Source organism: Streptomyces spongiicola, from assembly GCF_003122365.1.
GTDB classification, from domain to species: domain Bacteria; phylum Actinomycetota; class Actinomycetes; order Streptomycetales; family Streptomycetaceae; genus Streptomyces; species Streptomyces spongiicola.
Window position 1 is genome coordinate 5,223,030 of the sequence record NZ_CP029254.1, and the last position, 26,378, is coordinate 5,249,407.

21 protein-coding genes, 2 tRNA genes and 3 pseudogenes are annotated in these 26,378 nt (G+C 72.0%); 19 read left to right on the forward strand and 7 right to left on the reverse strand.

Going from position 1 to position 26,378, the window contains the following annotated elements:
- Positions 1-150: 150 nt before the first annotated feature.
- The 5 genes from DDQ41_RS22925 to DDQ41_RS22945 all read left to right on the forward strand — a co-directional run bounded on the left by DDQ41_RS22925 (position 151) and on the right by DDQ41_RS22945 (position 4,021).
- A complete protein-coding gene (locus tag DDQ41_RS22925) occupies positions 151-2,325 on the forward strand; it encodes an ATP-dependent DNA helicase UvrD2 (protein ID WP_109296167.1) in 2,175 nt (724 codons plus the stop codon).
- A gap of 166 nt (positions 2,326-2,491) precedes the next feature.
- The gene (locus DDQ41_RS22930) at positions 2,492-2,824 is read left to right on the forward strand and encodes a hypothetical protein (RefSeq protein WP_109296168.1); all 333 of its coding nucleotides are present in this window, start codon (positions 2,492-2,494) and stop codon (positions 2,822-2,824) included.
- A 169-nt stretch (positions 2,825-2,993) separates the two neighbouring features.
- Positions 2,994-3,362, forward strand: a complete 369-nt coding sequence (locus tag DDQ41_RS22935; protein WP_109296169.1) for a WhiB family transcriptional regulator — start codon at positions 2,994-2,996, stop codon at positions 3,360-3,362.
- On the forward strand, positions 3,359-3,685 hold the full coding sequence (locus DDQ41_RS22940) for a hypothetical protein (RefSeq protein WP_109296170.1): 327 nt from the start codon (positions 3,359-3,361) through the stop codon (positions 3,683-3,685). The genes DDQ41_RS22935 and DDQ41_RS22940 overlap by 4 nt, the downstream gene beginning before the upstream one ends.
- A 138-nt stretch (positions 3,686-3,823) precedes the next feature.
- Positions 3,824-4,021 (forward strand): hypothetical protein, encoded by a 198-nt coding sequence (locus DDQ41_RS22945; RefSeq protein WP_373995449.1) that lies wholly within the window; start codon positions 3,824-3,826, stop codon positions 4,019-4,021.
- Positions 4,022-4,120: 99 nt separating this feature from the next.
- Here the strand turns inward: DDQ41_RS22945 and DDQ41_RS22950 are convergent, their stop codons facing one another.
- Together DDQ41_RS22950 and DDQ41_RS22955 are read right to left on the reverse strand one after the other, a co-directional pair.
- Entirely contained in the window at positions 4,121-5,560 is a 1,440-nt protein-coding gene (locus DDQ41_RS22950) for an ABC1 kinase family protein (RefSeq protein ID WP_109296172.1), read from the reverse strand.
- Positions 5,553-6,776, reverse strand: a complete 1,224-nt coding sequence (locus tag DDQ41_RS22955) for a ThiF family adenylyltransferase (protein ID WP_109296173.1) — start codon at positions 6,774-6,776, stop codon at positions 5,553-5,555. Before DDQ41_RS22955 ends, DDQ41_RS22950 begins: the two co-directional genes overlap by 8 nt.
- Positions 6,777-7,094: 318 nt before the next feature.
- Here DDQ41_RS22955 and DDQ41_RS22960 point away from each other — a divergent pair, with 318 nt between their 5' ends.
- The 4 genes from DDQ41_RS22960 to DDQ41_RS22975 all read left to right on the forward strand — a co-directional run bounded on the left by DDQ41_RS22960 (position 7,095) and on the right by DDQ41_RS22975 (position 10,853).
- A complete protein-coding gene (locus tag DDQ41_RS22960) occupies positions 7,095-7,691 on the forward strand; it encodes a M48 metallopeptidase family protein (RefSeq protein WP_109296174.1) in 597 nt (198 codons plus the stop codon).
- A 112-nt stretch (positions 7,692-7,803) separates the two neighbouring features.
- On the forward strand, positions 7,804-9,384 hold the full coding sequence (locus DDQ41_RS22965; protein WP_109296175.1) for a TerD family protein: 1,581 nt from the start codon (positions 7,804-7,806) through the stop codon (positions 9,382-9,384).
- A 13-nt stretch (positions 9,385-9,397) separates the two neighbouring features.
- On the forward strand, positions 9,398-10,078 hold the full coding sequence (locus tag DDQ41_RS22970; protein WP_109296176.1) for an AIM24 family protein: 681 nt from the start codon (positions 9,398-9,400) through the stop codon (positions 10,076-10,078).
- A gap of 19 nt (positions 10,079-10,097) precedes the next feature.
- Positions 10,098-10,853 (forward strand): AIM24 family protein, encoded by a 756-nt coding sequence (locus DDQ41_RS22975; protein WP_109296177.1) that lies wholly within the window; start codon positions 10,098-10,100, stop codon positions 10,851-10,853.
- A gap of 450 nt (positions 10,854-11,303) precedes the next feature.
- On the opposite strand, the gene DDQ41_RS22980 is transcribed toward DDQ41_RS22975, so the two are convergent.
- Complete coding sequence (locus tag DDQ41_RS22980; RefSeq protein WP_109296178.1) at positions 11,304-11,828, reverse strand: NUDIX hydrolase; 525 nt, start codon at positions 11,826-11,828, stop codon at positions 11,304-11,306.
- The gene (locus DDQ41_RS22985; protein ID WP_109296179.1) at positions 11,825-13,252 is read right to left on the reverse strand and encodes a zinc-dependent metalloprotease; all 1,428 of its coding nucleotides are present in this window, start codon (positions 13,250-13,252) and stop codon (positions 11,825-11,827) included. Before DDQ41_RS22985 ends, DDQ41_RS22980 begins: the two co-directional genes overlap by 4 nt.
- Positions 13,253-13,473: 221 nt before the next feature.
- On the opposite strand from DDQ41_RS22985, the gene DDQ41_RS22990 reads away from it, so the two are divergent.
- The 4 genes from DDQ41_RS22990 to DDQ41_RS23000 all read left to right on the forward strand — a co-directional run bounded on the left by DDQ41_RS22990 (position 13,474) and on the right by DDQ41_RS23000 (position 17,133).
- Complete coding sequence (locus DDQ41_RS22990; protein WP_109296180.1) at positions 13,474-14,586, forward strand: SDR family oxidoreductase; 1,113 nt, start codon at positions 13,474-13,476, stop codon at positions 14,584-14,586.
- A gap of 400 nt (positions 14,587-14,986) precedes the next feature.
- Positions 14,987-15,445, forward strand: coding sequence for a molybdenum cofactor biosynthesis protein MoaE (locus tag DDQ41_RS22995; RefSeq protein ID WP_109296181.1), 459 nt, complete (start codon positions 14,987-14,989; stop codon positions 15,443-15,445).
- Between the two features lie 284 nt (positions 15,446-15,729).
- Entirely contained in the window at positions 15,730-15,900 is a 171-nt protein-coding gene (locus DDQ41_RS31750; protein WP_167450275.1) for a hypothetical protein, read from the forward strand.
- A gap of 144 nt (positions 15,901-16,044) precedes the next feature.
- Positions 16,045-17,133 (forward strand): YlbL family protein, encoded by a 1,089-nt coding sequence (locus tag DDQ41_RS23000; protein WP_174720313.1) that lies wholly within the window; start codon positions 16,045-16,047, stop codon positions 17,131-17,133.
- 226 nt (positions 17,134-17,359) lie between these two features.
- Here DDQ41_RS23000 and DDQ41_RS23005 read toward each other — a convergent pair whose 3' ends face one another.
- Positions 17,360-17,935 carry a PPA1309 family protein gene (locus DDQ41_RS23005; RefSeq protein ID WP_162602720.1) on the reverse strand — a complete coding sequence of 192 codons (576 nt, stop codon included), beginning with the start codon at positions 17,933-17,935 and terminating at the stop codon, positions 17,360-17,362.
- Between the two features lie 177 nt (positions 17,936-18,112).
- On the opposite strand from DDQ41_RS23005, the gene DDQ41_RS23010 reads away from it, so the two are divergent.
- The 3 genes and pseudogenes from DDQ41_RS23010 to DDQ41_RS23020 form a co-directional block, all read left to right on the forward strand.
- The gene (locus DDQ41_RS23010; protein WP_172607662.1) at positions 18,113-21,028 is read left to right on the forward strand and encodes a UPF0182 family membrane protein; all 2,916 of its coding nucleotides are present in this window, start codon (positions 18,113-18,115) and stop codon (positions 21,026-21,028) included.
- A gap of 62 nt (positions 21,029-21,090) precedes the next feature.
- A tRNA-Met gene (locus tag DDQ41_RS23015) sits at positions 21,091-21,164 on the forward strand.
- A gap of 251 nt (positions 21,165-21,415) precedes the next feature.
- Positions 21,416-22,066, forward strand: a pseudogene (locus tag DDQ41_RS23020) (tetratricopeptide repeat protein); the annotation flags it as partial.
- Between the two features lie 176 nt (positions 22,067-22,242).
- Here DDQ41_RS23020 and DDQ41_RS23025 read toward each other — a convergent pair.
- A pseudogene (locus DDQ41_RS23025) lies at positions 22,243-22,518 on the reverse strand (polyprenyl synthetase family protein); the annotation flags it as partial.
- A 233-nt stretch (positions 22,519-22,751) separates the two neighbouring features.
- Between DDQ41_RS23025 and DDQ41_RS23030 the strand changes: the two are divergent.
- Positions 22,752-23,960, forward strand: a pseudogene (locus DDQ41_RS23030) (tetratricopeptide repeat protein); the annotation flags it as partial.
- A gap of 438 nt (positions 23,961-24,398) precedes the next feature.
- Here the strand turns inward: DDQ41_RS23030 and DDQ41_RS23035 are convergent.
- Entirely contained in the window at positions 24,399-24,995 is a 597-nt protein-coding gene (locus DDQ41_RS23035) for a TetR/AcrR family transcriptional regulator (RefSeq protein WP_109296184.1), read from the reverse strand.
- A 63-nt stretch (positions 24,996-25,058) separates the two neighbouring features.
- On the opposite strand from DDQ41_RS23035, the gene DDQ41_RS23040 reads away from it, so the two are divergent.
- Both DDQ41_RS23040 and DDQ41_RS23045 read left to right on the forward strand, forming a co-directional pair.
- A complete protein-coding gene (locus DDQ41_RS23040; RefSeq protein ID WP_262508550.1) occupies positions 25,059-25,958 on the forward strand; it encodes an NAD(P)H-binding protein in 900 nt (299 codons plus the stop codon).
- Positions 25,959-26,189: 231 nt separating this feature from the next.
- A tRNA-Met gene (locus DDQ41_RS23045) sits at positions 26,190-26,263 on the forward strand.
- The last annotated feature ends 115 nt before the right edge of the window (positions 26,264-26,378 follow it).

Consider the following 26,378-nt stretch of genomic DNA (forward strand, 5'->3'; position numbering starts at 1 on the left):
GGGTGCTCCTGTACCGCTGGGACCGCTGGGACCGCTGGGACCTCCGGGGCCTCCGGAACCGCTGCCACACCTCTGCCACCGGTACGACCAATGCCCTGCCGCTGTGGACAACCGTCCCGGTGATCTCGCGGTACCTGGCAGCATGGCGGGGTGACAGCAGCAACGCACTCCTCTCTCTTCCCTCCGGTCCCCGAGTCCGCGGACGCGGTGCTGGACGGGCTCGACCCCGAGCAGCGGGCGGTCGCGACGGCCCTGACCGGCCCGGTGTGCGTCCTGGCCGGCGCCGGCACGGGCAAGACACGGGCGATCACGCATCGCATCGCCTACGGGGTGCGGGCCGGGATACTCCAGCCGGCGAGTGTGCTGGCCGTCACCTTCACCAACCGTGCGGCGGGGGAGATGCGCGGCCGGCTGCGGCAGCTCGGCGCAGGGGGAGTACAGGCCCGCACCTTCCACTCGGCGGCGCTGCGGCAGCTCCAGTACTTCTGGCCGAAAGCCGTCGGCGGGGAGGTGCCGAGGCTGCTGGAGCGCAAGATCCAGCTCGTCGCCGAGGCGGCCGCTCGCTGCCGTGTCAGGCTCGACCGCAATGAGCTGAGGGACGTGACCAGCGAGATCGAGTGGGCCAAGGTCACCCAGACCGTCCCCGCCGACTATCCGGCCGCCGTCGCCAAGTCCCTCAGGGACGCCCCGAGGGACCCTGCGGAGATCGGCCAGATCTATGCGCTGTACGAGCAGCTGAAGCGCGACCGCTCGGTGATCGACTTCGAGGACGTGCTGCTGCTCACGGTCGGCATCCTCCAGGACCGGCACGATGTCGCCGACCAGATCCGCCGTCAGTACCAGCACTTCGTGGTGGACGAGTACCAGGACGTGTCGCCGCTCCAGCAGCGGCTGCTGGAGCTGTGGCTCGGCGACCGGGAGAGCCTGTGCGTCGTGGGGGACGCCAGCCAGACGATCTACTCCTTCACCGGAGCCACCCCCGACCATCTGCTGAACTTCCGCACCCGCCACCCCCGGGCGACGATGGTGAAGCTGGTGCGGGACTACCGGTCGACCCCCCAGGTGGTCCATCTGGCCAACGGCCTGCTGGGACAGGCTCGCGGTCGCGCCGCCGAGCACCGGCTGGAGCTGGTCTCGCAGCGCGACCCCGGCCCGGAGCCGTCCTACACGGAGTACGCGGACGAGCCCGCCGAGGCCGAGGGCACCGCCGGCCGTATCCGCGACCTGATCGCCGCCGGTGTCCCGGCCGGTGAGATCGCCGTGCTGTTCCGGGTCAACGCCCAGTCCGAGGTCTACGAGCAGGCCCTCGCCGACGCGGGCGTGCCCTACCAGCTCCGCGGAGCGGAGCGGTTCTTCGAGCGCGCCGAAGTCCGGGAAGCCGGCGTCGCGCTCCGGGGAGCCGCCCGCGCCGGGGGGAACGACGCCCTGCTGGACCACGCGGAGGACCTGCCGTCGCAGGTTCGGGCCGTGCTGTCCACCAAGGGCTGGACCAGCGAGCCGCCCGCCGGTTCGGGTGCGGTGCGCGACCGCTGGGAGTCGCTGGCCGCCCTCGTCCGGCTGGCCGAGGACTTCGCGCGCGGCAGGCCCGGGGCCGGACTCGCCGAGCTGGTCGCCGAACTCGACGAGCGCGCCGCGGCCCAGCACGCCCCGGCCGTCCAGGGGGTCACCCTGGCCTCGCTCCACTCGGCCAAGGGACTGGAGTGGGACGCCGTGTTCCTGGTCGGGCTCACCGAGGGGATGATGCCGATCACCTACGCCAAGACCGAGGAGCAGGTCGAGGAGGAGCGCCGGCTCCTGTACGTCGGTGTCACCCGCGCCCGGCTCCATCTGTCGCTGTCCTGGGCGCTGTCCCGCTCACCCGGGGGACGTGCCTCCCGCCGCCCCACCCGCTTCCTGAACGGGCTCAGGCCCGGCTCCGCGGCCCCCGGCTCCCGAGCGGCCGGCGGTGCCGGAGGTGCCGAGCGCGGCGACACGGGCCGCCGGAAACGCCGCGGCCCGGTGCTGTGCCGGGTGTGCGGCAAGACGCTCACCGACGCCGGCGAGATGAAGCTGATGCGCTGTGAGGACTGCCCCTCCGACATGGACGAGGCACTGTACGAGCGGCTGCGCGAGTGGCGCTCCGGGCAGGCCAGGGAACTGGGCCAGCCGGCGTACTGCGTCTTCACCGACAAGACCCTCATGGCGATCGCCGAGGCCGTACCCGGCAGCGAGCGGGAGCTTGCCGCGATCTCGGGCGTGGGGGGACGCAAGCTGGACCGTTTCGGTGCCGATGTCCTGGCCATCTGTGCAGGCCAGGAGGCTGGTGGTGGCGTGGAGGAGGACTGATGCGAACTCGTCGGGAAAATAGTTTGCGCGCGCGCCAGTCGTCCCCATAGGTTCTTAACCACGGGAACGGCGGCTTCTCCGAAGCCCTGTTGCCGTGCTGTACTTGTCCGAATACATGTGACCGGCCCCGGCCGGTCCCCCGAGACGCCGAGAGGAGGCGATTCCAGTGATCAGCATCTACACCAGCATTCTCCGCGCCACCGCCGAAGTGACCGATCGCTCGGTCGTCTCCGCCTGCTCGCTCGGCCTCTCCGGCTCGGCGTTCATCGGCACTGGTGTGTCCTGCTCCGCGGCCGCCCTTCCGGTCGTCCTCGGCGCCGACCTGCCTGTCCGGGAGCGCAACGAGCGACCGACCGGGGCACTGGAAGCAGCAGCAGTGGCGGCAGAGGCCGAGGCCTATGCCCTCGTGGCGGCCAGTGCCGGAACCAAGAAGCAGACGACGCAGCACCACACGATGTGGGCCTTCCGTGGGCTCGAACCCTGGAGTGATCCAGCCTGATCCAGGATCAGGCCGGCGCCTTCAGGGCCGCGGAACCCCACCAGGGATCCGCGGCCCTTCTGTTTTCCCGATGAGGAAACGGAGCGAAGGGGCCTCGGGACCAGCAAGACCCGGTACCAGCCGAAGCCCGGTCCACCGACCGGACAGAACAGACGAGGAAGACACCACCGTGCAACTCGAAGCGCACGCCCCGTCCGTACCGCCTTCCCAGACGATCCCCCCGCCCGGCCCCACGGAGGACTCCACCTTGACCCCCCTCACTACGCTCACCGCGCTCGACGACGCCATCGAGAGCCTCGGCGCACCCGTCCCCTGCCGTTCCTACGACCCGGAGGTCTTCTTCGCCGAGTCGCCGGCGGACGTCGAGTACGCCAAGTCCCTCTGCCGCACCTGCCCGCTGGTCGAGGCCTGCCTCGCCGGTGCCAAGGATCGGCGTGAGCCCTGGGGCGTCTGGGGCGGAGAGCTTTTCGTCCAGGGTGTGGTCGTCGCCCGCAAGCGGCCGCGTGGCCGCCCGCGCAAGAACCCGGTAGCGGCATGAGCGCGCATCCGGGAACCGTCGACCGACCCCTCACGCACGATCCCCAGAAGCAGGCCCCGATGACCTCTTCCACCAGCGAGCCGTCCGGTTCCGCGACCCCGTACGTCACCACCATCGGCGCGAACGCCTCGCGTCAGAACAGGACCCGTGAGATGCAACTCATCCCAGAAGCCCTGGCCCGTGCGCATATGCACGAGCGCCTTCGTGCAGCGGAAGCGGAGCGCCGGGCCGTGCGCCTGGCGGCCGCTCGGCGGATGCAGCGGCGTGCCGAGCGCGCGTCCCTGCGCGCCCGCCGCGCGCTGGCCATGGCCGTCATGCAGTAATCCGGTCGTCAGGCCTCCGCAGCCGACGCAGGCACGGTCGTCGGCATCGCCGGCGCCAACGATGGGGGCCGGTCCGCGGGCCGGCCCCCACCGGTGCGTTGTCCCGTCCCGGGCACCGCCCGGGGTTATCGTCACGTGGTGGACGAACAGACTCCTCACCCTGCTCAGCCGGGTGCCGAGAACGTCGTGTGTTCCCGGTGCGGCGCGGTCGCCGAGGGCACTCCTCCCACCTGGACCTGCTCCGTGGAGAGCGGACGCCGGCACTACTTCTGCGACGAGTGCGCTCGGGCCAACATCAGGTCCATCGAGGGGCGGCTCGACTCGTCCTGGTGGTGACCGGACGCCCCCGGCCGGGCCATCCCGCTCCCGGCCGGACGGTTCCCGCCTGCTGGGAGGACTGGGCCGGCGCCGCCTCCGGGAACGGGCCGGCCGAGGTCAGACCTCCGCCGCAACGTCGCCGGTCTCGGCACCTGCCTCACCGCCGGTCGGGGCACCGCTCTCGCCGCCGCTCTCGCCGCCGGTCTCGGCACCGGCGAGGAAACCGGGCAGCCAGCTCTCGAGTTCGTCCCGGAGCCGCACGGTCGCGTTCAGCTGGCAGAGCACGCCGATCGTGCTCAGTGTCACACGGTGGATCAGCAGATAGGCCGGCGGCAGATTGAGCTGCCTGCCCAACTGGTGTGCGGGGGAACGGGGATCCGCTATCCGGGCCGCCTGGGCGCGCATCCAGCCGCGAGTGAAGGTGAACCGGTCCGCTTCCGCGGGTTCGATGATCGGCAGCAGGTACTCCAGCACCGCGTCGGGGTCGAGGTCGATCGACTCCTTGACGAAGCCCTCCTCGCACAGCACCCCGTAGACCGCGTCGGCCTCCCCCGCCAGAGTCATCCGGAGCGAATCGCCGATCGTCCGGGGGAGTCCGCCGGGCAGCCGGTCCACCGTGCCGAAGTCCAGGACGCCGAGCCGACACCGGGTCGGATCTCCTTCGCCCTCCTCCGCACCGGCCGCGGAGAGCAGCCGGAAGTTGCCCGGGTGCGGATCGGCGTGCAGCAGCCCTGTCCGGGCGGGGCCGGAGAAGAGGAACCGGGCCAGCAGCTGGCCGGCCCGGTCCCGCTGTTCCCGCGTGCCGTCGCTGATCACCTCTGCCAGCGGAGTGCCGTCCATCCACTCGGTGACCAGCACCCGGTCGGCCTGGTGGACCACATCGGGCACCACCACGTCGGGGTCGCCCGCGAACTCCGCGGCGTGCTCCCGCTGGGCCCGGGCCTCAAGTGCGTAGTCCAGCTCTTCCGCCACCCGGTCGTGGAGTTCGGCGATCAGTGGCTTGACGTCCATTCCCGGGATCAGCGGTCCCAGCAGCCTGGCGAACCGGCTCAACTGGGACAGGTCCGACAACAGTGCCTCTCCTGCCCCCGGATACTGGACCTTCACCGCGACCTCGCGCCCGTCGTGCCAGACCGCTCGGTGTACCTGGCCGATGGATGCGGCCGCCGCGGGCCTGTCCTCGAACTCCAGGAAGAGCCCGCGCCAGTCCCCGCCCAGCCGCTCCGCCAGCGCCTCATGGACCGTGCGGGCGGGCATCGGGGGCGCGGCGTCCTGGAGTCTGGTGAGCGCGGCCCGGTAGGGCCCGGCCACCTCCTCGGGCAAGGCCGACTCGAAGACGGACAGGGCCTGCCCGAACTTCATCGCACCGCCCTTCAGCTCACCTAGCACCCTGAACAACTGCTCGGCCGTGCGCTGCTGCAACTCGCGCGCCACGATCTCCGCGGACCTGCCGCCGATCCGCCTGCCCAGACTCCAGGTGGCGCGGCCGGCGAAACCCAGTGGCAGAGTGGCCAACTTGGCCGTGCGGGTGACCGCCTTCCGGGGAAGATCAGACATGCGCCCCTCCAATTCCCAGCTGCCGCGCCGCGTCCACCATCCGGAACTGCTCCGTCGGCGCCGCTGCCCCGGCCATTGTGTCGTGCGGCGTCCCCGCCCCCGAGGCGCACTCCCCCCGAGTCTGCCCAGCCGCGCCGCAGGGACAGTCACGGTGGGCCCGGATCCGCCGCGATCGCCACTCGAGCAGCGGCAGTGACACCTCCCAGCGGGTGCCCGCGCTGGTCGGCAGTTCACCGTCCAGGAACGACAGGGCGTGCGAGGCCGCCGTGCCGGCGACCGCCGTGGCCAGTCCGAGGTCGCACGGACCCGGGTTCGTCCCCTGGCGGCGGGGCGTACGCCACTGGGCCGCCATCCGCGGCCACACCGGGTCCCGGTCGGCCCGCCCCAGTGCGAGACAGCCGGCGCACGCCGAGCCTCCCGGCAGTACCAGCGGGCCCACCACTCCGGACGCCTCGACCACACCCGCATACAGGTGGGGGGTGCCGGTGGCCATCCAGTTCTCGGCCGCCACCGGATCCGGGGCGTATGCGGGGAAGCCGTCACGGGGGGCGACGACCACCAGGGAGAGCGGTGGTGGTTCCGGCGGTGCGCCGTCGGACCGCCGGGCCGTCCGCCGCCCCCGGCCGGGCGCGGACCTGAGCACCAGCCGCTGGGCGGAGACGGCCCTGCGTTCCCCGACGGCCTCCGGGGGCACCCCGCCGGGCGCCACGTCCCACGGCTCCACACGACCTCCGTCCAGCACGTCGACCCGGCCCACCCCGGAGGCGGACAGCAGGGCGGCGAGTGCGGCACCGACCCGGCCCGCGCCCCGCACCTGTACCCGCATCGCGCTGCGGGCAGCCAGCCGGGCCGCGCCGCCGCCCGGTTCGGAATGGACCACCGACAGCGACGCCAGGTCCGGGCGCAGCCGGTCGTACGCTTCCTTCCGTTTCCGCAGAGCGGAGGCCGCCGGACCCCCACCCGTCACGTCGTCCACCAGGCCCGCCTCTCCCAACCGCTCCAGGAGAGCGTCGACATGGCCGTCGGGGAGCCCTATCGCCCGGGCCTCCTCACGCAGCCGGGGCAGCCCCCGTGTGCCGTCGATGAGCGACATCAGGCTGCCGGTCGCCGTGTCCACGGGCCCCATCACCACCGCATGGGCCGCCGTCACCCCGAACTGCACATGACGCAGATCCCGCCACGCCTGCCGCAGTGCAGGCTTCACCACCGGATGCACAACAACCCCCGTTCGCAGACGAATTACTGAGCACGCGGCCCAACTCTCCGCGTTTGACGTTCGTTGGATCTCACCGGGCCCCGTCGGTGCGCGATCAGGGGAGTCCCGGCGGCCCATCGGGTGAGACCGATTCCGTGCGGCATCAGAATGCCCGCCCCCGCCGGAGCGCGGAAAAAGTTGTCCACAGGTATGGGGTATTGGTCATTCGAATCGTGCGCCGTGCGCCGTGCGCCTTGGGACAGGGCGCTATCGTTTCCCCGTCCGGCCCCGAACCGCCCGGGGCGGGACTTCCCCCGCTCCAGCCGGTACCGTCGGGGCGTGTCCGCCGACCGACCGCTCCCCGCCCCGAGCCAACACCGCAGCACGACCGCCCAACCGCCCCGCCCCGCCGCGACGAGCGCGGTCGAGGTGCGGCGCAGCGCCAGGCGCCGCCGAACGGTCTCCGCGTACCGCGACGGCGACCGGACCGTCGTGCTGATCCCCGCCCGGATGAGTGAGGCGGAGGAGCAGCGCTGGGTGACGGTGATGCTGGACAAGCTCGCGGCCCAGGAGAGCAGGCGCGCGCTCGGCGACGGAGAGCTGGCGGAACGCGCCCGCCTGCTCTCCGGGCAGTACCTCGACGGACGCGCGCGGCCGGCGTCGGTGCGCTGGGTGACCAACCAGAACACCCGCTGGGGGTCGTGCACTCCCGCGGAGGGCAGCATCCGCCTCTCGCACCGGCTGAAGGGCATGCCGGAGTACGTCGTGGACTACGTGCTCCTCCATGAGCTGGCCCACCTTCTGGTGCCCGGACACGGGCCCCGCTTCTGGCGGCTCCTGGACGCCTACCCGCGCACCGAGCGCGCCCGCGGCTACCTGGAGGGGGTGGTCGCCGCGGACCGCCTGCCGCACCTTCCGGCCGCCCGGGGCGGGTGACTTGCTCCGATCCCGTACCGAAAGCGTCCCGGCTCGGCCCGATGTCACCGCAAGCCGTTAGCCTGGCTCGACGCAATCGCAAGTCGTCGGGACGGGGGGACGGTCGTTACGCATGGCCAGGGAATTCCAACGCGGCCACAAGGCCAGGATCAGTGACCTGACACCGGGGACCGATCTGTACGTGGGTGTGCAGATCTCCGCCCCCGGGCTGAGCTTCGACATCAGCTGCTTCGGTCTCGACGCCGACGAACGGCTGTCGGACGAACGCTATTTCGTCTTCTTCAACCAGCCGAAGTCGCCCGAGGAGTCGATTCAGCTGCTCGGTGCGCAGGCCGGCGACACGGAGTCGTTCCGCGTCACGCTGGACCGCCTTCCCGCGCATATCCACCGGCTGTCGTTCACCGCGACCATCGACGGCTCAGGTCACATGTCGCAGATCGGCCCCGGATACATCCGGATCGTCGCGGGCGGTGAGGAGGTCGTCCGCTACGCCTTCACCGGCTCGGAGTTCTCCACCGAACGCGCCGTGATGCTGGGCGACTTCTACCTCAGGGACGTCTGGCGGTTCGCCGCCGTCGGCCAGGGCTTCGACGGCGGCCTCGACGCGCTGCTGAAGAACTTCGGCGGCGAGGTGGCCGAGGAGGAGCCCGCTCCGCAGCAGCCGCAGGCCGTCCCCGGGTTCGCCCCGCCGGCCGCTCCGGCCCCGGCTCCGGCGCCCTCGTTCGGGGTCCCCGCCGGGCCCCCGGCCCCGCCGGCCGGACCGCCGCAGCCGCCGCCCGGGTTCGGCGCGCCCGCCCCGCAGCCGCACGCGGCGCCGACGATCGCCGCCCCGATGAGCCCGCCCGCCGGTACGGTGCCGCCCCCTGCCCCGCCCCCGTACGGGCAGCCCCCGCAGCAGCCTCGGTTCGGACGGGTCCCGGGCCCGCCGACGGGGCAGGTACCCGCGGCGCCGGCCCCCTACGCGCAGCAGCCCGCCCCGTACGGCGTGCCCGGGGTGCCGCAGGGCGTCCCCCAGGGCGTCCCGGGGACCGGTCCGGGCCTTGAAGCGGCCCTTCAGCCGTACGAGGAGCTGCCCACCGGCCAGCGGTGGACCCCGCAGAACCAGCAGCTGATGCGCGTCGACCTGGCCGTGGGCGGCACACCCGTGCTGGCCCGCCAGGGCAGCATGGTCATGTACCAGGGCAAGGTCGACTTCGGCTACAAGGGCGCCGGCTTCTCCGGTCGGCTCGTCGGGAACGCCACGGGCCAGGAGATGCAGCTGATGCGGTGCAGCGGCCGCGGCCAGGTCTTCCTCGCCGAGGACGCCGCGCAGCTGCACCCCGTCGAACTCCAGGGGGACGCGATCTGCGTCTCCGCGGAGAACGTGCTCGCCTTCGACGAGTCGCTGCAGCACGAGGTCCGCCGCATCGAGGGACACGGCATACCCGGCGGGGCACTGTTCACGATGCAGTTCCAGGGCACCGGCACGGTCGTCGTCAAGACCCGCGGAGTCCCGGTCGTCCTCCCGGTCACGCCCACCACGTTCGCCGACGCCAACGCCGTCGTGGCCTGGTCGGCGGCCTCCCAGGTGATCCTCTCCAGCCAGGTGCGGCTGCGCCGCAACGCCTTCCCGGGCCACAGCGGAGAGACCGTGAACCTCCAGTTCCGGGGAGCCCCCGGCAACTTCGTCGTCGTCCAGCCCTACGAGGTCTGAGGGAGCCCGGAGAATGAACCAGCAACTCGCGGGCTTCGCCCCGACGCCCGCGGTGGCCCGGATGGAGAACCACGGCCGCACGATGCTCAAGGTCGCCATGGCCTCCGGCCGGGACCTGTTCGCCCGGGCCGGCTCCATGGTCGCCTACGAGGGCTTCATCCAGTACGAGCCGAACCCGCCCGCCGTCCGCCGGATCGCCGGCCAGTGGGTCACCGGCGAGGGCGCGCCCGTCATGAAGTGCTCCGGTGACGGACTGCTGTATCTGGCCGACTACGGGGCCGACGTCGTGGTCGTCAATCTCGACGACGACTCGATCTCGGTCAACGGCACCAATCTGCTGGCCTTCGACGCGCATCTGCAGTGGGGCGTCGAGAGGGTCAAGGGCCTCGCCAAGTTCGCGGGCCAGGGGCTGTGGAACATCACGGTCTCGGGCACCGGCTGGGTCGCCCTCACCTCGCGCGGTACACCGGTCGTCGTGGAATGCGGCCGCGGCGAGGACGAGACCTACGTCGACCCGGACGCCCTCGTGGCCTGGTCGCCGAATCTGAGGGTGAAGGGCAAGCGCAGCTTCAAGGCGTCCTCCCTGATCGGGCGGGGCAGCGGAGAGGCCTTCCAGATGGCCTTCTCCGGCCAGGGCGTCGTCGTCGTACAGCCGAGCGAGGACAGCACCGACCGACTGCGGGTCCGGGGCTGAGGGGGAGCGAGAACACATCATGCAGAGCCCGCTTTTCAGCCACACGGAACAGCAGTCCCAGGAGCGCTATGCCGTGCAGAACCCGCAGCTCCTGCGGGTCTCGCTCAGCGGAGACGACGACGTCCTCGCCCGCAAGGGCGCGATGGTCGCCTACCAGGGACTGATCGACTTCGACGGCGAGTACGAATCGCCGGGCCGGCGCGGCGCCCGGGCCCGCACCGGCGAGGGCCTCGATCTCATGCGCTGCTCGGGCCAGGGCACGGTCTACTTCGCCAACCTCGCCCAGTACGTCCACGTGGTGGACGTGGACCAGGAGGGCATCACGGTGGACAGTGCCTATGTGCTGGCGCTGGATTCCGCACTGCACACGGAGGTCGTCGCCGTGGACAGCCGGTACGGCATCTCCGGCTCCGGGAAGTACCAGACCAGCATCACCGGGCGGGGGAAGGTCGCCCTGATGACCTCGGGGCAGCCGCTGATGATGCAGGTCACCCCGGACAGGTACGTGAGCGCGGACGCCGACGCGATCGTCGCCTGGTCGTCCTCGCTGCGGGTGCAGATGCAGGCGCAGACCCACTCCGCCGGGGTCTGGCGCCGCCGGGGCGACACGGGCGAGGGCTGGGAACTGAGCTTCCTCGGGCAGGGTTTCGCACTCGTCCAGCCCAGTGAGGTCCTGCCGCCGCAGCACGCGCAGGTGGGTCAGGGTGTGAGGGCCCAGTTCGGTGCCGGCCAGCATGGATCCCGCGGCCAGAACCAGCACAACGTCTGGGGTTGAGCACACGGCGACCGGTCGGGGGCGGTCCGTCGGTCGCGGACCGCCCCGATGCCGCCTCACGCGCCCCGGTGCCGCCTCTGATCTGACCCGCCCCGGTGCCATGCCGGAGCCACCCGGTGCCGCCCTGCCCGCCCGGCTCTGCCCCCCCGGCCCTGATCGCCTGGCTCGGTCACCCGGCCCCGTCATCACCCGGCCGGCTCTGATCGGCCGCCCCGAACCGACCGGGACGGTCTGCCGATCTGCCGAACGGATCCCGGGCCGTCCGGGGCATGGAGCAGAGGGGGCGGCTCGGCGCACCCGGCGCCGCGCCGGTACCCGGGGAATGCCTGGCCGGGACAGCCGCCGAAGCCGGGCCGGTGCGGGCGGAAGGCGGGCCGAGACCGCATCGGAGCCGGGCCGAAACCGCATCGCAGCGGGGCCGGTGCCCGGCTCTGCCCGGCACCGGCCCGGCTAGAGCCTGGCGCGGGTCCGCTCCAGAAGACGGACCACCGACGCGTCCGCGACATCCGCCACCTCCGCGTAGCCGAACCAGCGCAGGTCGAGTGACTCGTCGCTGATCGCCGGAGCCGAGTCCGGCGCCGCCAGCGCCGCGTACTGCACATCCAGGTGCCATTGGCACGGTGCCGGGATCGCGTGCCGGTCCAGTGCCACGGGACCTCCGGGCAGCAGACCCAGCCCGGCGATGCCCGATTCCTCGGTCGCCTCGCGCAGCGCCGCGTCCGCGAGCCCGGCGTCCCCCGGCTCGCAGTGGCCGCCCATCTGCAGCCACATGCCGAGCTTCCTGTGCAGGGTCAGCAGCACCCGCTCCCGCGCCGGGTCCACGACCAGGGCGCTGGCCGTGATGTGCCCGGCCCGGCAGGCCTTCCACACGCCGTCGGGGCGGTCCGCGAGATGGTCCAGATAGGCCCGGCGCAGCTCCCGCTGTCCGCCGTCGTAGCCCTGGAGCACGCGGACCGCGTCGTCGTACAGACTCACTTCTGGGTGTCGTCCCCGTCCCGGCCCTCGGCCGCGTCGCCGAGCATCTTGTCCAGCTCCGAGAAGTCGAGCTGCTCACGGTGGACGAACCCGTCCGGGTCGTCGAGATCGTCGGCCGTCGGCAGCATGTCGGGGTGCGCCCACAGCCCGTCGCGCCCGTCGACACCGCGTGCGTCGGTGAGCGACGCCCACAGCCGGGACGCGTCCCGCAGCCGGCGTGGACGCAGCTGGAGACCGATGAGGGTGGCGAACGTCTGCTCCGCGGGACCGCCCGAGGCGCGGCGGCGGCGAAGCGTCTCGCGCAGGGCGTTCGCCGACGTCAGCCTGTTCCCGGCCGCGTCGTGCACCACGGCGTCCACCCACCCCTCGACCAGGGCCAGCGCGGTCTCCAGACGGGCCAGCGCGGCCTTCTGCGCGGGGGTCTCCTCCGGCTGGAACATGCCCTGCTGAAGCGCCTCCTGCACCTGCTCGGGGTGCGCGGGGTCGAACTGGCCCACCACGTCCTCGAGCTTGGACGTGTCGACCTTGATCCCGCGGGCGTAGCCCTCGACCGCGCCGAACAGATGCGAGCGCAGCCACGGAACGTGGGCGAAGAGGCGCTGGTGGGCCGCCTCGCGCAGCGCCAGATAGAGCCGGATCTCGTCCTTGGGGACGCCAAGGTCCTTGCCGAACGCCTCGATGTTCAGCGGGAGCAGCGCGGCCTTCCCGGCCGGGCCCAGGGGCAGGCCGACGTCCGTCGAACCGACGACCTCGCCCGCGAGCACGCCGACGGCCTGGCCGATCTGCTGGCCGAACATGGCGCCGCCCATCGAGCGCATCATGCCGATCAGCGGACCCGCCACGGCCTGCATCTCCTCGGGCAGTACATCGCCCATGGCGACACCCACGCGCTCGGCGACCGGGTCGACGAGCTGCCGCCACGCCGGAAGGGTCGACTCGACCCACTCGGCGCGGCTCCACGCCACGGCGGTGCCGGCCCCGGACGGCAGGGACGTGGAGCCGTCGAGCCACAGGTCGGCGAGGCGCACGGCCTCCTCGACCGCGGCACGCTCGGCGGGGCCGACGCTGGAGTCCCTGGTGCCGTCCGGAGTGCCCTGGGAGACGGTCTGACGTGCGATCTGCTTCGCCATGTCCCAGTTCACCGGGCCGCCCTCGTAGCTCAGCATCTGGCCGAGCTGCTGGAAGGCCGCCCCGAGGTCGGTCGGGTTCAGCGAGCCGAAGATCGCGGCGAACGGGTTGTCCCCGCCGCCGGGCCCCTGCCCGCCCCCGGGGAAGCCGAATCCGAAGGGGTTGGCCGGGCCGCCCTGGCCTCCCTGGCCGCCCCCGGAGCCCTGCCCGCCTCCGGCAGGGTCCTTCTTCTTGCCCTCGTCGCCGCTCTCCGGCTCCTCCGGCGGAAGGCCGAATCCGAATGGGGTGTCACTCACGGGTTTCCTCGGCTCGTAGGGCCACCGGCTTCCCGCCGGCGGCGAATGCCCGACAACACCACCAGCCTAAGCGTCGCCCGGCCGGCGGCGGAGGCGTCGACATGTGCGGCCGGACATGGGCTGGATGCTCCACCGGCTCACTGCCTGCGGCAGGATGGACGCCACCTCGTACGTACACGACGGTCCGCGCACGTACTGAAGACAACCGCTGGAGACGCCCGGTGAGTTCCCCAGACCCGCAGGTTCGCGCAACGCGAAACCCCTCGACCCCGGCCCCGGGGCGCGGCCCCGTGGTCGCGGTGACCGGCGCCGCCTCCGGCGTCGGCGACCTGCTGACCAGGCGCCTCGTAGCGTCGGACGACATCGGCCGGGTCGTCGCGGTCGACGAGCGCCGGGGCGACGTCCCCGAGGCGCACTGGCACGTCCTGGACGTCCGCGACCCGGCGATCGCCGAGAAGTTCCGCGGAGCCGACGTCGTCGTGCACCTGGCGCTCGACCTCGACCTCGAGACCGACTCCGCGGCACGTAGCGCGTACAACGTGCGCGGTACGCAGACCGTGCTCACCGCAGCCGCGGCCGCGGGTGTCCGCCGCGTCGTGCTGTGCACCTCGGCGATGGTGTACGGGGCCCTGGCCGACAACGACGTCCCGCTCTCGGAGGACGCGGAGCTGCGTGCCACGGCGGAGGCCACGGCCGTCGGCGATCTGCTGGAGATCGAGCGGCTGGGCCGCCGCGCTCCTCGCGCCCACCCCGGCCTGAACGTGACCGTCGCCAGGCCCGCCGTGCTGGTCGGCGGCACCGACACGGCGCTCACCCGCTACTTCGAGTCGCCGAGACTGCTCGTCGTCGCGGGTTCCCGTCCCACCTGGCAGTTCTGCCATGTCGAGGACCTGGTGAGCGCGCTGGAGTACGCGGCCCTCGAGAAGGTCGACGGGGAGTTCGCGGTCGGCTGCGACGGCTGGCTGGAACAGGAGGAGGTCGAGGAGTTCAGCGGTATCCGGCGCATGGAGCTGCCCTCGGCGGTCGCCCTCGGCGCGGCGGCGCGACTGCACCGCATCGGCCTCACCCCCTCGCCGGCGGGCGACCTCGCGTACACCATGCATCCTTGGGTCGTCAGTGTCGGCAGGCTGCACGACGCCGGCTGGCGTCCCCGGTGGACCAATGAGGAGGTGCTGGGCGCCCTGCTCGAGGAGGTCCAGGGCCGGCACACGGTCGCAGGGCGCCGGCTGGGCCGCAAGGACGCCACCGCGGCGGCGGGCGCGGCGGGCGCGACCGTCGCTCTGCTGGGCACGGCGGCCCTCGTCCGCCGCGCCCGCAAGCGCCGCGGGCTCTGAGGCGGGCTCGCGCCGGGGCCCGGAAGCGGCCCCGCGGCGGCGGCGCTCGTGCTCCGGTGGCGGTTCTCCCGCCCGGGGTGCCGCCTGTGGGTCCGTGCCGGGATCTGAGCCGGGATCTGAGCGGGGATCTGTCCTGGGATCTGAGCCCGGACCTGTGCCCGGACCTGTGCCGGGACCTCTCCTGGGATCCCTGCGATCTGAGCCGGGACCTGTCCTGGGATCGGTTCCGGGGACTGCCCCGGTTCGCGTTCCCGGTGTGCCTGGGGAACCCCCTTCTCCTGACCGGGAGAAGGAACCGGAGTGCGGTCCCCGGCCTCTGTAGAAGACTCCAACCTCCTTCGCCGCCGCCCGGTCGAATGCGCTATTCCGGGATGTCGGCGGTGTGCGGCACGATGGCTCCATGGGACGCATTGACGATCACCCGGGTGAGCAGGCGGCGGAGGACCCGATCCGGTTGCTGGCGATCAGGGACACCCCGCTCTCCGTGGACGAGGTGTTCCGTGCCGTGGGCGATGCGGCGGCCGGTGGCACGGCGCTGTTCGTGGGCACCGTGCGGAACCACGACGGCGGCGCGGACGTCGAGGCGCTCGGCTACTCCTGCCATCCCACCGCCGAGGCCGAGCTGCGCCGTGTCGCGGAGAAGACCGCCGCCGAGTACCCGGTCCGGGCCCTGGCCGCCGTCCACCGCGTGGGCGACCTGGAGGTCGGGGACCTGGCCGTGGTCGTCGCCGTCTCGTGCCCGCACCGGGGTGAGGCCTTCGAGGCGTGCCGCAAGCTGATCGACGACCTCAAGCACGAGGTCCCGATCTGGAAGCACCAGCAGTTCTCCGACGGCACCGAAGAATGGGTCGGCGCGTAGCGCCGTCGTTGTGGGGTGGTGGTCGGGTGGCGGGTGGGTGGGTCGGTGTGTAGCGCCGTCGTTGTGGGGTGGTGGTCGGGTGGCGGGTGGGTGGGTCGGTGTGTAGCGCCGTCGTTGTGGGGTGGCGGGCGGGAGGGTCGGCGTGGAGCGGTGTCGTACGGCGACCGATGGCCCGATTTGCGTAACCGCCCCCCGGGCACCAGCGTTGAAGCGGCACTCGGTTAATCTGCTGATCGGTCGGCTGCACAGGCAGTGGTTCCAGCTTCTGGGGTAGGGAGGTCGTGATGGCGGCGCTAGCTTGGTTGCTGATCCCGCTTTTCGCCGTCGTCGGCGCGGCGATATGGGGGAGATGGGCATCGAGGAACCGGACCACCGGCGATATCGCGGAACTCGCCGGCTACGCGCGCTTCCGTGACGCGATGGAGAGGTCCCACTCCGGGACGGACGCGGTCTGACGCGGCGGGTCGCCGAGGCCCCTCACGGGGAGCGTTGCCGTCTCCCCCGGGCGTCTGATGTGCCCTTGTGCGGTGCTCTGCCCCGGGCCCCGTACGGACCGGCCCGACAGGTGCACTGACAGTCCGGTCCCGTACTGTCGTTCCATGCCACGCCGCACAGCGACGATGCTCGCCTCCACCCTGGTCCTCATCGTGCTGCTCTGCGTGGGTGTGCTCATGACTCCGCCGTACTCGGAGATGACGCCCGGGCCCACGGTGAACACCCTCGGCGACTCCGGTGGCGAGCCGGTCCTCCGGATCTCCGGCCGCAAGACCTATCCGACCTCCGGTCATCTCAACATGACGACGGTGCGGGTCACGGGCGCGGACTACCGGATGAACCTGGCGGAGGTCGTGTACGGCTGGCTGGCGCACGACAACGTCGTGGTGCCGCATGAGACGCTCTATCCGGACGGCAAGACCGAGGAGCAGTCGAACCAGGAGAACGCGGAGGAGTTCAGCCAGTCCCAGGAAAGCGCCAAGGTCGCGGCCCTGCGCGAACTGGGGATCCCGGTGAGTTCCCGCGTCGTCGTCTCCTCGGTCCGCAAGGACAGCCCGGCGGAGGGCGCCCTGCACGCGGGCGATGTGATCAAGGCGGTCGACGGCACGCCGGTGAAGCGGCCGGACGACGTCTCCCGGGCCGTGGTCAAGCACCGGCCAGGCGACAGGGTGGCCTTCACGATCGTCCCGGCGAAGGAGGCCGCGGCGGCGGAGAAGGCCGGCAGGGAGCCCACGGCGTCCCAGGACGTGCAGGTCGGCACGGTGCGGTCGGAGCAGGCCGACCGGACGATCGTGGGCATCACGGCCGGTACGGACCACACCTTCCCGTTCTCCGTCGACATCAAGCTGGCCGACGTGGGCGGCCCGAGCGCGGGGCTGATGTTCGCTCTCGGCATCGTCGACAAGCTGAGCCCGACCGACCTCACGGGGGGCGCGTTCGTCGCCGGTACGGGGACGATCGACGACCGGGGCGTGGTCGGCCCCATCGGCGGCATCGAGATGAAGCTGGTCGGCGCGCGGAACGCGGGGGCGAAGTACTTCCTGACGCCGAGCGCCAACTGCGCCGCAGCGGCCGCCGGTGTCCCCGACGGCCTCACGCTGGTCAGGGTGAAGACGATCGGCGACGCGACGAAGTCGCTGGAGAAGATCCGCACCGGGAAGACCGCCGGTCTGCCCGGCTGCTCCGAGGGCTGAGAGGTCCTTCCCGGGAAGCGCGGCACCCGCACCGGCCGGGCCCGACGGGGCGCCGGGCCCGACGGAGCGCCGGGCCCGACGGAGCGCCGGGCCCGACGGGCCGACGGGGCGCCTGGCTCCCGCGTGGGGCGTGAGGGGGGAGTGCCGCCGGACCGTGAGGGTGCGTGCCGCGACCACGACACGCGCCCTCACGCCCGCTCCACGCCCTCGGCGCTGCTACACGCCGTTACGCCTCGAAGGTCGCCGAGAGGGCCTCGGCGAGTCCCGGCACCAGGTCGGCTCCGGTGAGCACCTCGGTCGCGGTGTCCTTGTCCCGGAGCCGCAGCGCCGACTCCCGGGCGCCGTCCCGCAGCACCGCCACGGTCATCCGGACCTCCTGGCGGTCCGGGTGCGCCGCCACCCACTCGGCGAGGCCCGCCTCGTCGAGGCCCTCGGGGACGGAGGCCTCCGCGGACGGCGGCAGCATCAGCCGCTCCACGGTGAGCGCGCACCCCGCCACGGCGTCGGGCCAGGCGATCGTCGCGAGGAACTCGTCCAGCGGGGCGCCGGAGGGGATCTCGTCCTGCTCGACCGGGGTCAGCGGCGCGGCCGCGCCCGCTCCGTCGGGGTCGCCGGGTTCGTCGAGACCGAGCTGGGCGGCGAGAGCCGGCTCCTGGGCGCGCAGCTTCGCGGTGTCGACGAGGGCGAAGAGCCGGGCCGGCTGGTCCCAGCCGAGGCCGGAGGCGTACTCGTCGATTTCGAGCACCGCGCGGGTGAGCGGGCTCGCGGCCATCGGGGGGCCGCCGGGGGAAACGTTGGACATGCTCAATATCCTGCCTCCTCCGGCCCCGGAGTCGGGAACTAGGTAAAGCTTCAGTAAGTTGCATGAGTGGGCCCTACGATCGCGTGGGCCCGCAGCAGAGGTGCCGGACGCATGGGACGGCACCCGAAACAACGCTTACACAACCGCGAACTCGAGGGGCGCACGTTGGCTTTCCAGATGCCGGACCGCGGCGGAGGCCCGACCGGGCCACGGATGAGAGTGGGCCGGCCGTCCCGGCGCGTACGGACGCTGCTGATGACGCTCGGCGTGCTGGCCGTGCTCGCCATGGCCTTTGTCATGTTCGCCGGGTTCTGGACCGACTGGCTCTGGTACCGCTCGGTGAAGTACTCGTCGGTGTTCAGCACCACCCTCTGGACCAAGATCGGTCTGTTTGCGGTCTTCGGCCTGCTGATGGCCGCATCGGTCGGGCTGAACATCTGGCTGGCGCACCGGCTGAGGCCGCCGCTGAGTGCGATGTCGCTCGAGCAGCAGAGCCTCGACCGGTACCGCATGGGCATCGCCCCGTACAAGAAGTGGGTGCTCCTCGGGATCACCGCGCTCGTCGGGCTGATCGCCGGAGCGTCCGCCTCCTCCCAGTGGCGCACCTGGCTGACGTGGATCAACGGTGTGCCGTTCGGCCAGAAGGACCCCCAGTTCGGGATGGACGTGGCGTTCTACGCCTTCGACCTGCCCTGGTACCGCTTCCTGCTGGGCTTCGGCTTCGCCGCCGCGGTGCTCTCCCTGATCGCCTCGGTCCTCACCCACTACCTGTACGGGGGGCTGCGGGTCACCAGCCCCGGGGCGCGGGCCACCGCAGCGGCGACCGGCCATCTGTCGGTGCTGCTCGGGATCTTCGTCGCGCTCAAGGCCGTGGCGTACTGGCTGGACCGGTACGGCCTGGCCGTGAAGTCCAGTGACTTCAAGGCGGCGGGCAACTGGACGGGCCTGCGGTACGTCGACGCGAACGCCTATCTGCCGGCGAAGACGATCCTGTTCTGCATCGCGGTCATCTGCGCCGTGCTGTTCTTCGCGACGCTCTGGCGGCGCACCTGGCAGCTCCCGGTGATCGGTTTCGGGCTGATGGTGCTCTCGGCCATCCTCATCGGCGGCCTCTACCCGGCCATCGTGCAGAAGTTCCAGGTCCAGCCGAACGAGCAGGCCAAGGAAGCGCCGTACATCAAGAAGAACATCGACGCCACGCGCGAGGCGTACGGCATCGACGCGGCGAAGTCCGAGAACTACGGCGGCAGGGGCGACCCGAAGCGGAAGGCCCAGCAGCGCGAGCAGGCCGCCACGGCGGCCAGCTACCGGCTCGTGGACTCGAACATCGTCTCGCCCGCCTTCCAGCAGCTCCAGCAGGAGCGGAAGTACTACCAGTTCCCCGCGACCCTCGACGTGGACCGGTACACCGGCCCCGACGGGAAGCCGCAGGACACGGTCATCGGTCTGCGCGAGCTCAACATCAAGGGCATCCCCAAGCGGAACTGGATCAACGACCACTTCACCTACACCCACGGCTTCGGCGCGATCGCGGCCAAGGGCACCAACACCATCACCGACGAGGACCAGGGCACGGTCGGCGCCCCGGACTTCATCGAGTCCGGCCTGCCCACCGAGGGCCAGCTCGGCACGTACGAGCAGCGGGTCTACTACGGCGAGAAGACCGAGCAGTACTCGATCGTCGGCGGCCCGCAGAAGGAGCTGGACTACGAGAAGAACGGCGAGGTGACCACCAGCTACAAGGGCAAGAGCGGGGTCGACCTCTCCGGTGCCTTCAACCGGGCCGCGTACGCGGTGGCGCTCAGCGAGCCGCAGATCCTCTACTCGGGAGCGATCGGCGACGGTTCGCGGATCCTCTACAACCGCACGCCCAAGGAGCGCGTCGAGGCGGTGGCCCCCTGGCTCACCATCGACGGGGACGCCTACCCGGCGGTGGTCGACGGCCGGATCAAGTGGGTCGTCGACGCCTACACCACGACGAACGGATACCCCTACGCGTCGCGCACGACGCTCGGGGACACCACGGCCGACTCGCTGACCGACAGCCAGCGTGCCGTCGTCGCGCAGCAGAACCAGGTCAACTACATCCGCAACTCGGTGAAGGCCACCGTCGACGCCTACGACGGCACGGTGGACCTGTACCAGTGGGACACCCAGGACCCGGTCCTGAAGACCTGGATGAAGGCCTTCCCGGACACGGTCAAGCCGAAGGGCGAGATCGGGCCGGACCTGCTGGCCCACCTCCGGTACCCGCAGGACATGTTCAAGGTCCAGCGTGAGCTGCTCACCCGGTACCACGTGACGGACCCCGACCAGTTCTACACCGGCAGCGACGCCTGGCAGGTGCCGAACGATCCGACGCAGAAGGACGGCAGCGCGGTCCCGCCGTACTACCTGAGCCTGAAGATGCCGGGCGAGCAGGAGCAGAAGTTCTCGCTGACCACGACGTTCACGCCCAGCGGACGGCCCAACCTGGGCGCGTTCATGGCCGTCGACGCCGATGCCAACAGCAAGGACTACGGCTCGATCAGACTGCTGAGGGTGACCTCCACCGTGCAGGGCCCCTCGCAGGTGCAGAGCGAACTCAACAGTGTGCCGGAGGTCGCGACGTTCGTCCGCGACCTGCGGGGCACCGATTCGGAGATCGACTACGGCAATCTGCTCACGGTCCCGCTGGACGGCGGTTTCCTGTACGTCGAGCCGGTGTACGCCCGAGGCGGTGCCGCCAACTACCCGCTGCTGAAGAAGGTGGCGGTGTCGTACGGCGGCAAGCCGGTCTTCAAGGACAGCCTCGACGAGGCGCTGAACGCGGTGTTCGGGGTGGACGGCGAGGAGCCGCCGGCCACGCCGCAGCCGCCGGCGGAGCCGGGCGACGACACCACGCCGCAGCCGCCGGCTACGGGCAGCGCGGCGCTGAAGCAGGCCATCGCGGACGCCCAGAAGGCGTACGAGGCGGGCCAGGAGGCGCTGAAGAAGAACGACTGGACGGCGTACGGCAAGGCCCAGGCGGAGTTGCAGGCGGCGCTGGACCGGGCGGCGGCGGCACAGTCGCAGGCGGCTCCCGGGGCACCGTCGCGTAAACCCGGAGGCTGACCGAACGGGTGGTTCACCGGACGGACTCCACTCCGCACCGTGGTACGGTAGGTGCACAACGACGCGGGGTGGAGCAGCTCGGTAGCTCGCTGGGCTCATAACCCAGAGGTCGCAGGTTCAAATCCTGTCCCCGCTACTGAGATCGAGGGCCCGGATCCAATCAGGATCCGGGCCCTCGGCGTGTGTGGAGAAAGTTCTTCCCGAAGTCTGTCCCGATTCGGACGGGTTGGATCCGGCGCCCCGGAGTGACACGTGTTTGGCTTGTCTCTCTGTGGGCATGTCGACAAAACGCTGAAGTGACCTCACTGGCTGCGGTATACCAGGTGTACGCGGGTTGCGGGTGGTGCGACGATGGATTTCATGGGGGACGGGACAACTCTGTTGGAGATGGGACGGTTTGCGCACGAGCACGCCGTCACCGCCGTGGCGGCGGTGGGTCTGGCCGATGCGGCGGCCGTGGACGCCGTGGACGCCGAGGACCCGCTCGAGTCGCTGACCTCTGCGGATCCTCTGCCCGTCACCGACGCCGAGACCGACGCCGAGACCGACGCCGTCACCGACGCCGGGGCCGAGAGCGAGGCCCGGCACCGGCGCGCCGCCGAGGCGGGCGACGTGGCCTCCATGAGCGTCCTCGGGGCGATGCTCCTGCGCCGGGGCGATCTCGACGGAGCGGAGCCGCATCTGCGTGCGGCCACCGCGGAGGGGGACCGCGCCGCCGCGAACAACCTCGGTGTCCTGCTGCACCAGCGCGGTTACGCCGACGAGGCGGCCGGCTGGTGGCGGATCGCCGCGGTCGCCGGCTCCGCCGCCGCGGCGCACGCGCTCGGCCGGCACTTCCGGGAGCGCGGCGACGAGCCGGCCGCCGAGTACTGGCTCCGCCAGTCCGCCGAGCAGGGGCACGCCCTCGGCGCCTACGCCCTGGCCGATCTGCTGGAGCACCGCAGCGAGCCCGACGCCGAACGCTGGCTGCGCGCGGCCGCCGAGCAGGGCCACCGCGAGGCCGCGTACCGGCTGGCGCGTGCGCTCGAGCGGCGTTCGCCGGGCGGGGGCGCTCCGGAGGCCCGCCGCCCCGCAGAGGCCTCCGCAGTCAGGGGGCTCCGCAGGTGCGGTGGCAGCCGTGCGGCCGTGGCCGGTACGGCCCGCGGCGCGGCGGGGCTCGAGGGTGCGGCGGGGCTCGAGGGTGCGGCGGGGCCCGAGGGTGCGGACGGGCCGAAGCCCGCGATCAGCTCCCGGGCGAGTTCTCCCCACATGGGCCGGGCCCTGGCGAGGTAGGCCGCGGGGAGACCGCTGGTGGCGAACAGCTGGCCCGCCAGCGCCATCAGGTGGTCCCCGACCAGCATGGCAAGTGACCGGGCGGCGGCGTTCGCCCGGGGGCGGCCGGTGACGGCGGACCGCAGCGCCATGTGCGCCGTGGGCAGATGGTGGCGCAGCGGGCTGTCGTCGATGAGGTCGTCGTGGACGATCGCCGCGGCGTGGACCAGTTCCATCGAGCGCGGCATAGGTGTCCGAAGCCGTACGGAGGCGACGTGCCGAAATGATCAGGAGCGTAGCGCTGAGCGGCGCTGCGGCCGCCGTCATCCCCGCCCCGCGCGGCGCCGCCGAGCCGTTGGCGCCGGCCGCGTCCCCGGCGGACGGCCCCGCCGCGTACACGGCGTCCTCTGCATCCTCGGCGTACACCGCGTCCTCGCCGTACACGGCGTCCTCGGCGCCCGGGGAGTCCGGACGCCGGGACGAGGCGGAGCAGTGGTACCGGCAGGCAGCCGCCCGCGGGCACCGCCGGGCCGCGCTGCACCTCGGCGGCATCCTGGAGCGCCGGGGCGAGCTGAAGGAGGCCGCGCGCTGGTACCTCACCGCGGCCGGGGACGGCGAGGCGCGTGCCGCCTGCGCCCTGGGGTTCCTGCTGAAGGACACCGGCGACGAGGAGGGCGCCGCCGTCTGGTGGCTGCGGGCCGCCCAGGACGGCGACGGCAACGCCGCCAACGCGCTGGGCGCGCTGCACGCCGCCCGCGGTGAGCACCAGTCCGCCGAGCGCTGGTACCGCGCAGCCCTGAACGCGGGTGATGTGAACGGGGCGTACAACCTCGGTCTGCTGTGTGCCGCCCAGGGCCGTACCGGTCAGGCCGAGCAGTGGTATCGCCGTGCCGCGTACGCCGGGCACCGCGAGGCGGCCAACGCGCTCGCCGTCCTGCTGCTCCAGGCAGGGGACCCGGCCGGTGCCGAGCCCTGGTTCTCCAAGGCCGCCGAGGCGGGGAGCGTGGACGCCGCGTTCAACCTCGGGATCCTCCATGCGGGCCGGGACGAGGACCGCGCGGCGCTGCGCTGGTACGCACGGGCGGCGGCGGCAGGGCACACGGAGGCCGCCCTGCAGGTCGGGATGGCCTGTCTGCGCGACGGGGACGAGCACACCGCCGAGCGGCATCTGCGCTGCGCCGCGGGCAGCGGAAGCGCCGAGGCGGCGTTCCGGCTCGCGACGGTGCTGGACGCGCGCCAGCCGCCGCCGGGCGCGCCCGCGCTCGGTGAGCCGATGGGGGAGAAGACCGAGTGCGAGGAGTGGTACGAGCGGGCCGCCGCGCAGGGGCACCGCCGGGCGCAGGTGCGTATCGGCATGCTCGCCGCGGCCCGCGGCGAGCATGCCGAGGCCGCCCGCTGGTACCGGGAGGCGGCGGAGGCGGGCAGCCGCAACGGCGCCTTCAATCTGGGGCTGCTGCTGGCCCGTGAGGGCAACGAGCGTGAGGCCGCCCTCTGGTGGGCCCGCGCGGCCCGGGCGGGCCACGGGCGTGCGGCGCTCCGGCTCGCCCTGCTGGCCGCGCGCCGCGGGGAACTGGCGGAGGGCCAGCGCTGGTGTGCCCGCGCGGTGGAGCTGGGGCCCGCCGAGGTGGCGGATCGGGCGGCCGCGCTCCGCGAGGCGCTGCACCAGGAACTCACGGCCTGAGGCGCGCGTCACACCGCCCGGCGGCCCGAACGGGTTGTCGGGCGAGCCGCTCCGTCAGCGGTGAGACCTGCTGGAACCCCGGATTCCATGGTGCGTTGGCAGCGGGTCGGTCGGCTGATCTCCGGCAATCACGTGGCCTGCCGGAGGGACCGTTGGACTGAGGCCGCGTGCGTGCGGACCAAGCCGGTCGTCTCGAGCGTCTCGCGCCAGCGGTCGATCGGGATGTGCCGTGCCGTCCCGGCCTACCGGCCGACGGCGCGCAGGGTCTCCTCGACCACCCCGGTTTCCCGTATCGAACGTCGTCGCCGGATCGACCCAAGCCTGGTCCACCGGCATGTTCCCGGGCCAGTCCGGCCGCCGGTGTTCTGGGGCCTGGCCGGGCCCGTGGCAACGCGTGCGCCGGGCCGTGGAGCCTTCTCTGACCGGGCGTGCCACCTGTCATCGCAGGTGGTTGTACGCCTGGTCGGCGTCGGCTACGGCCTCGGGGTGGACGTCGTGGGCGGCGCGGCCGTCGGCGATCTTCTGCCAGTTGGTCCGGGCGAGCACCCGTTGGACCGCGAGCACCTGGGCGGCTCGCAGACGTGCCCGGATGCCTTCGCCGAGGGCGTCCGCCAGTGCTCGCTCGTCCTCGAGCTGGTACTGCGTGAGCCGTCCCGCCAGGCTCGGTGTGGTGAACACCAGCCGGTGGAACGCCACCACCTCGGGATGGTCGTTGAGGCCGGTGACTGGGTCGTACCGATCGAGGCCGGCCCGGAAGTGCCGGTGCAGAGCCGTCACCGGCGTGATATCGGACCTGCGGTCACGTACGACGCGTGCCGCCTCGCCCTGGTGGTCCGCGAACCGGTGCAGCACCAGGTCTTCCTTGGTGGGGAAGTACCGGAAGAGGGTTGGCTTGGAGATCTCGGCCGCCGCGGCGATGTCGTTGACCGAGACGCGGTCGAAGCCGCGCTCCAGGAACAGCGAGACGGCCGCGTCGCCGATGGCGTGGCGCGTCCGCTCCTTCTTGCGGGCCCGCAGTCCCGTCGGCTCGCTCATCCGACTACCGTAACATTCATGACTGAGTTGCCTTTTTAACCGAGTAACGTTTTCATGGGTGGCATGAATCAGGCGAACATTCCTCCCGTGCTCGTCACCGGGGCGACGGGGCGGATCGGCCGCGTCGTCATCGACCAACTCCTCCACGCGGGAGTGCCGGTCCGCGCCCTCACCCGTCGCACCGAGGCGGGGGCGACGCTGCCGGCGAAGGTCGAGGTCTTCACCGGAGACCTCGCCGCGCCCGAGACGCTCGACCCGGCGTTGAACGGCGCCGGTCCGGTCTTCCTCGTCTGGACCGCCCCGCCTCAGACCGCCGCGGCAGTCGTCGAGCGGCTGGCAGCCCATGTGCAGCGGGTCGTCTTCCTCTCCTCCCCGCATCGGACGCCGCATCCATTCTTCCGGCAGCCGAATCCCATGGCGGTGCTGCACGCCGACATCGAGAGGCTCATCGCGGCCACCGGACTCGAGTCGACGATCATCCGGCCGGGGATGCTCGCGTCGAACTCGCTGGCCTGGTGGGCGCCCGCGATCCAGACCGGCGAGGTCGTCCGGTGGCCTCACGGTGCTGCCGAGACGGCACCGGTCGACGACCGCGACATCGCAGCCGTCGCGGCGCGGGCGCTCTACCAGGACGGACACGTTGGAGCCGACTATGTCCTCACGGGCCCCGAATCGCTGACCCAGGCCGCGCAGGTGGACGCCATCGCTGACGCCCTGGGGCGCCAGATCGCCTTCGAGGAGATAACGCCGGACGAGTTCCGAAGACTGTCGGAGGGTATGGTGCCCAGCTCGGTTGTCGACATGCTGCTCGCCGCGTGGAGTGCGGCGGTCGGACGGCCCGCGTATATCACCGCTGCGGTGGCCGACATCCTTGGGACGGCACCGCGAACGTTTCGTCAGTGGGCCGCCGACCACGCCACCGTGTTCACGGAGGGTTCGCAGCCGAGTGCGACGTCGAGGTGAACCGCGTCGTGATGCTGGTGAGCCACCGGTCAGGTGAGGGCTGCACTGCGTCCACGAGGACGGACAGCCGAGAAGCTTCCCGGGATCGGCCACCGTTGACCGCAGGGGCTGCTCACGCAGACAAGAACCTCCACGGTCGACAGGAACCTCCACGGTCGACAGGAACCTCCACGGTCGAAGGGATGCGGATTTGCTCAGGTCCGCGGGGTGACGTACTGTTGATCAGGCCGACGCGGGGTGGAGCAGCTCGGTAGCTCGCTGGGCTCATAACCCAGAGGTCGCAGGTTCAAATCCTGTCCCCGCTACTGAAGGCCGTAGGCCCGGATCCAATCAGGATCCGGGCCTACGGTGCGTTGTGGGCCGTGTCGGCGGTGGGCGCTCCCCAGCGCCCACCGCCGACGACGGTGACGGTGACGCGCG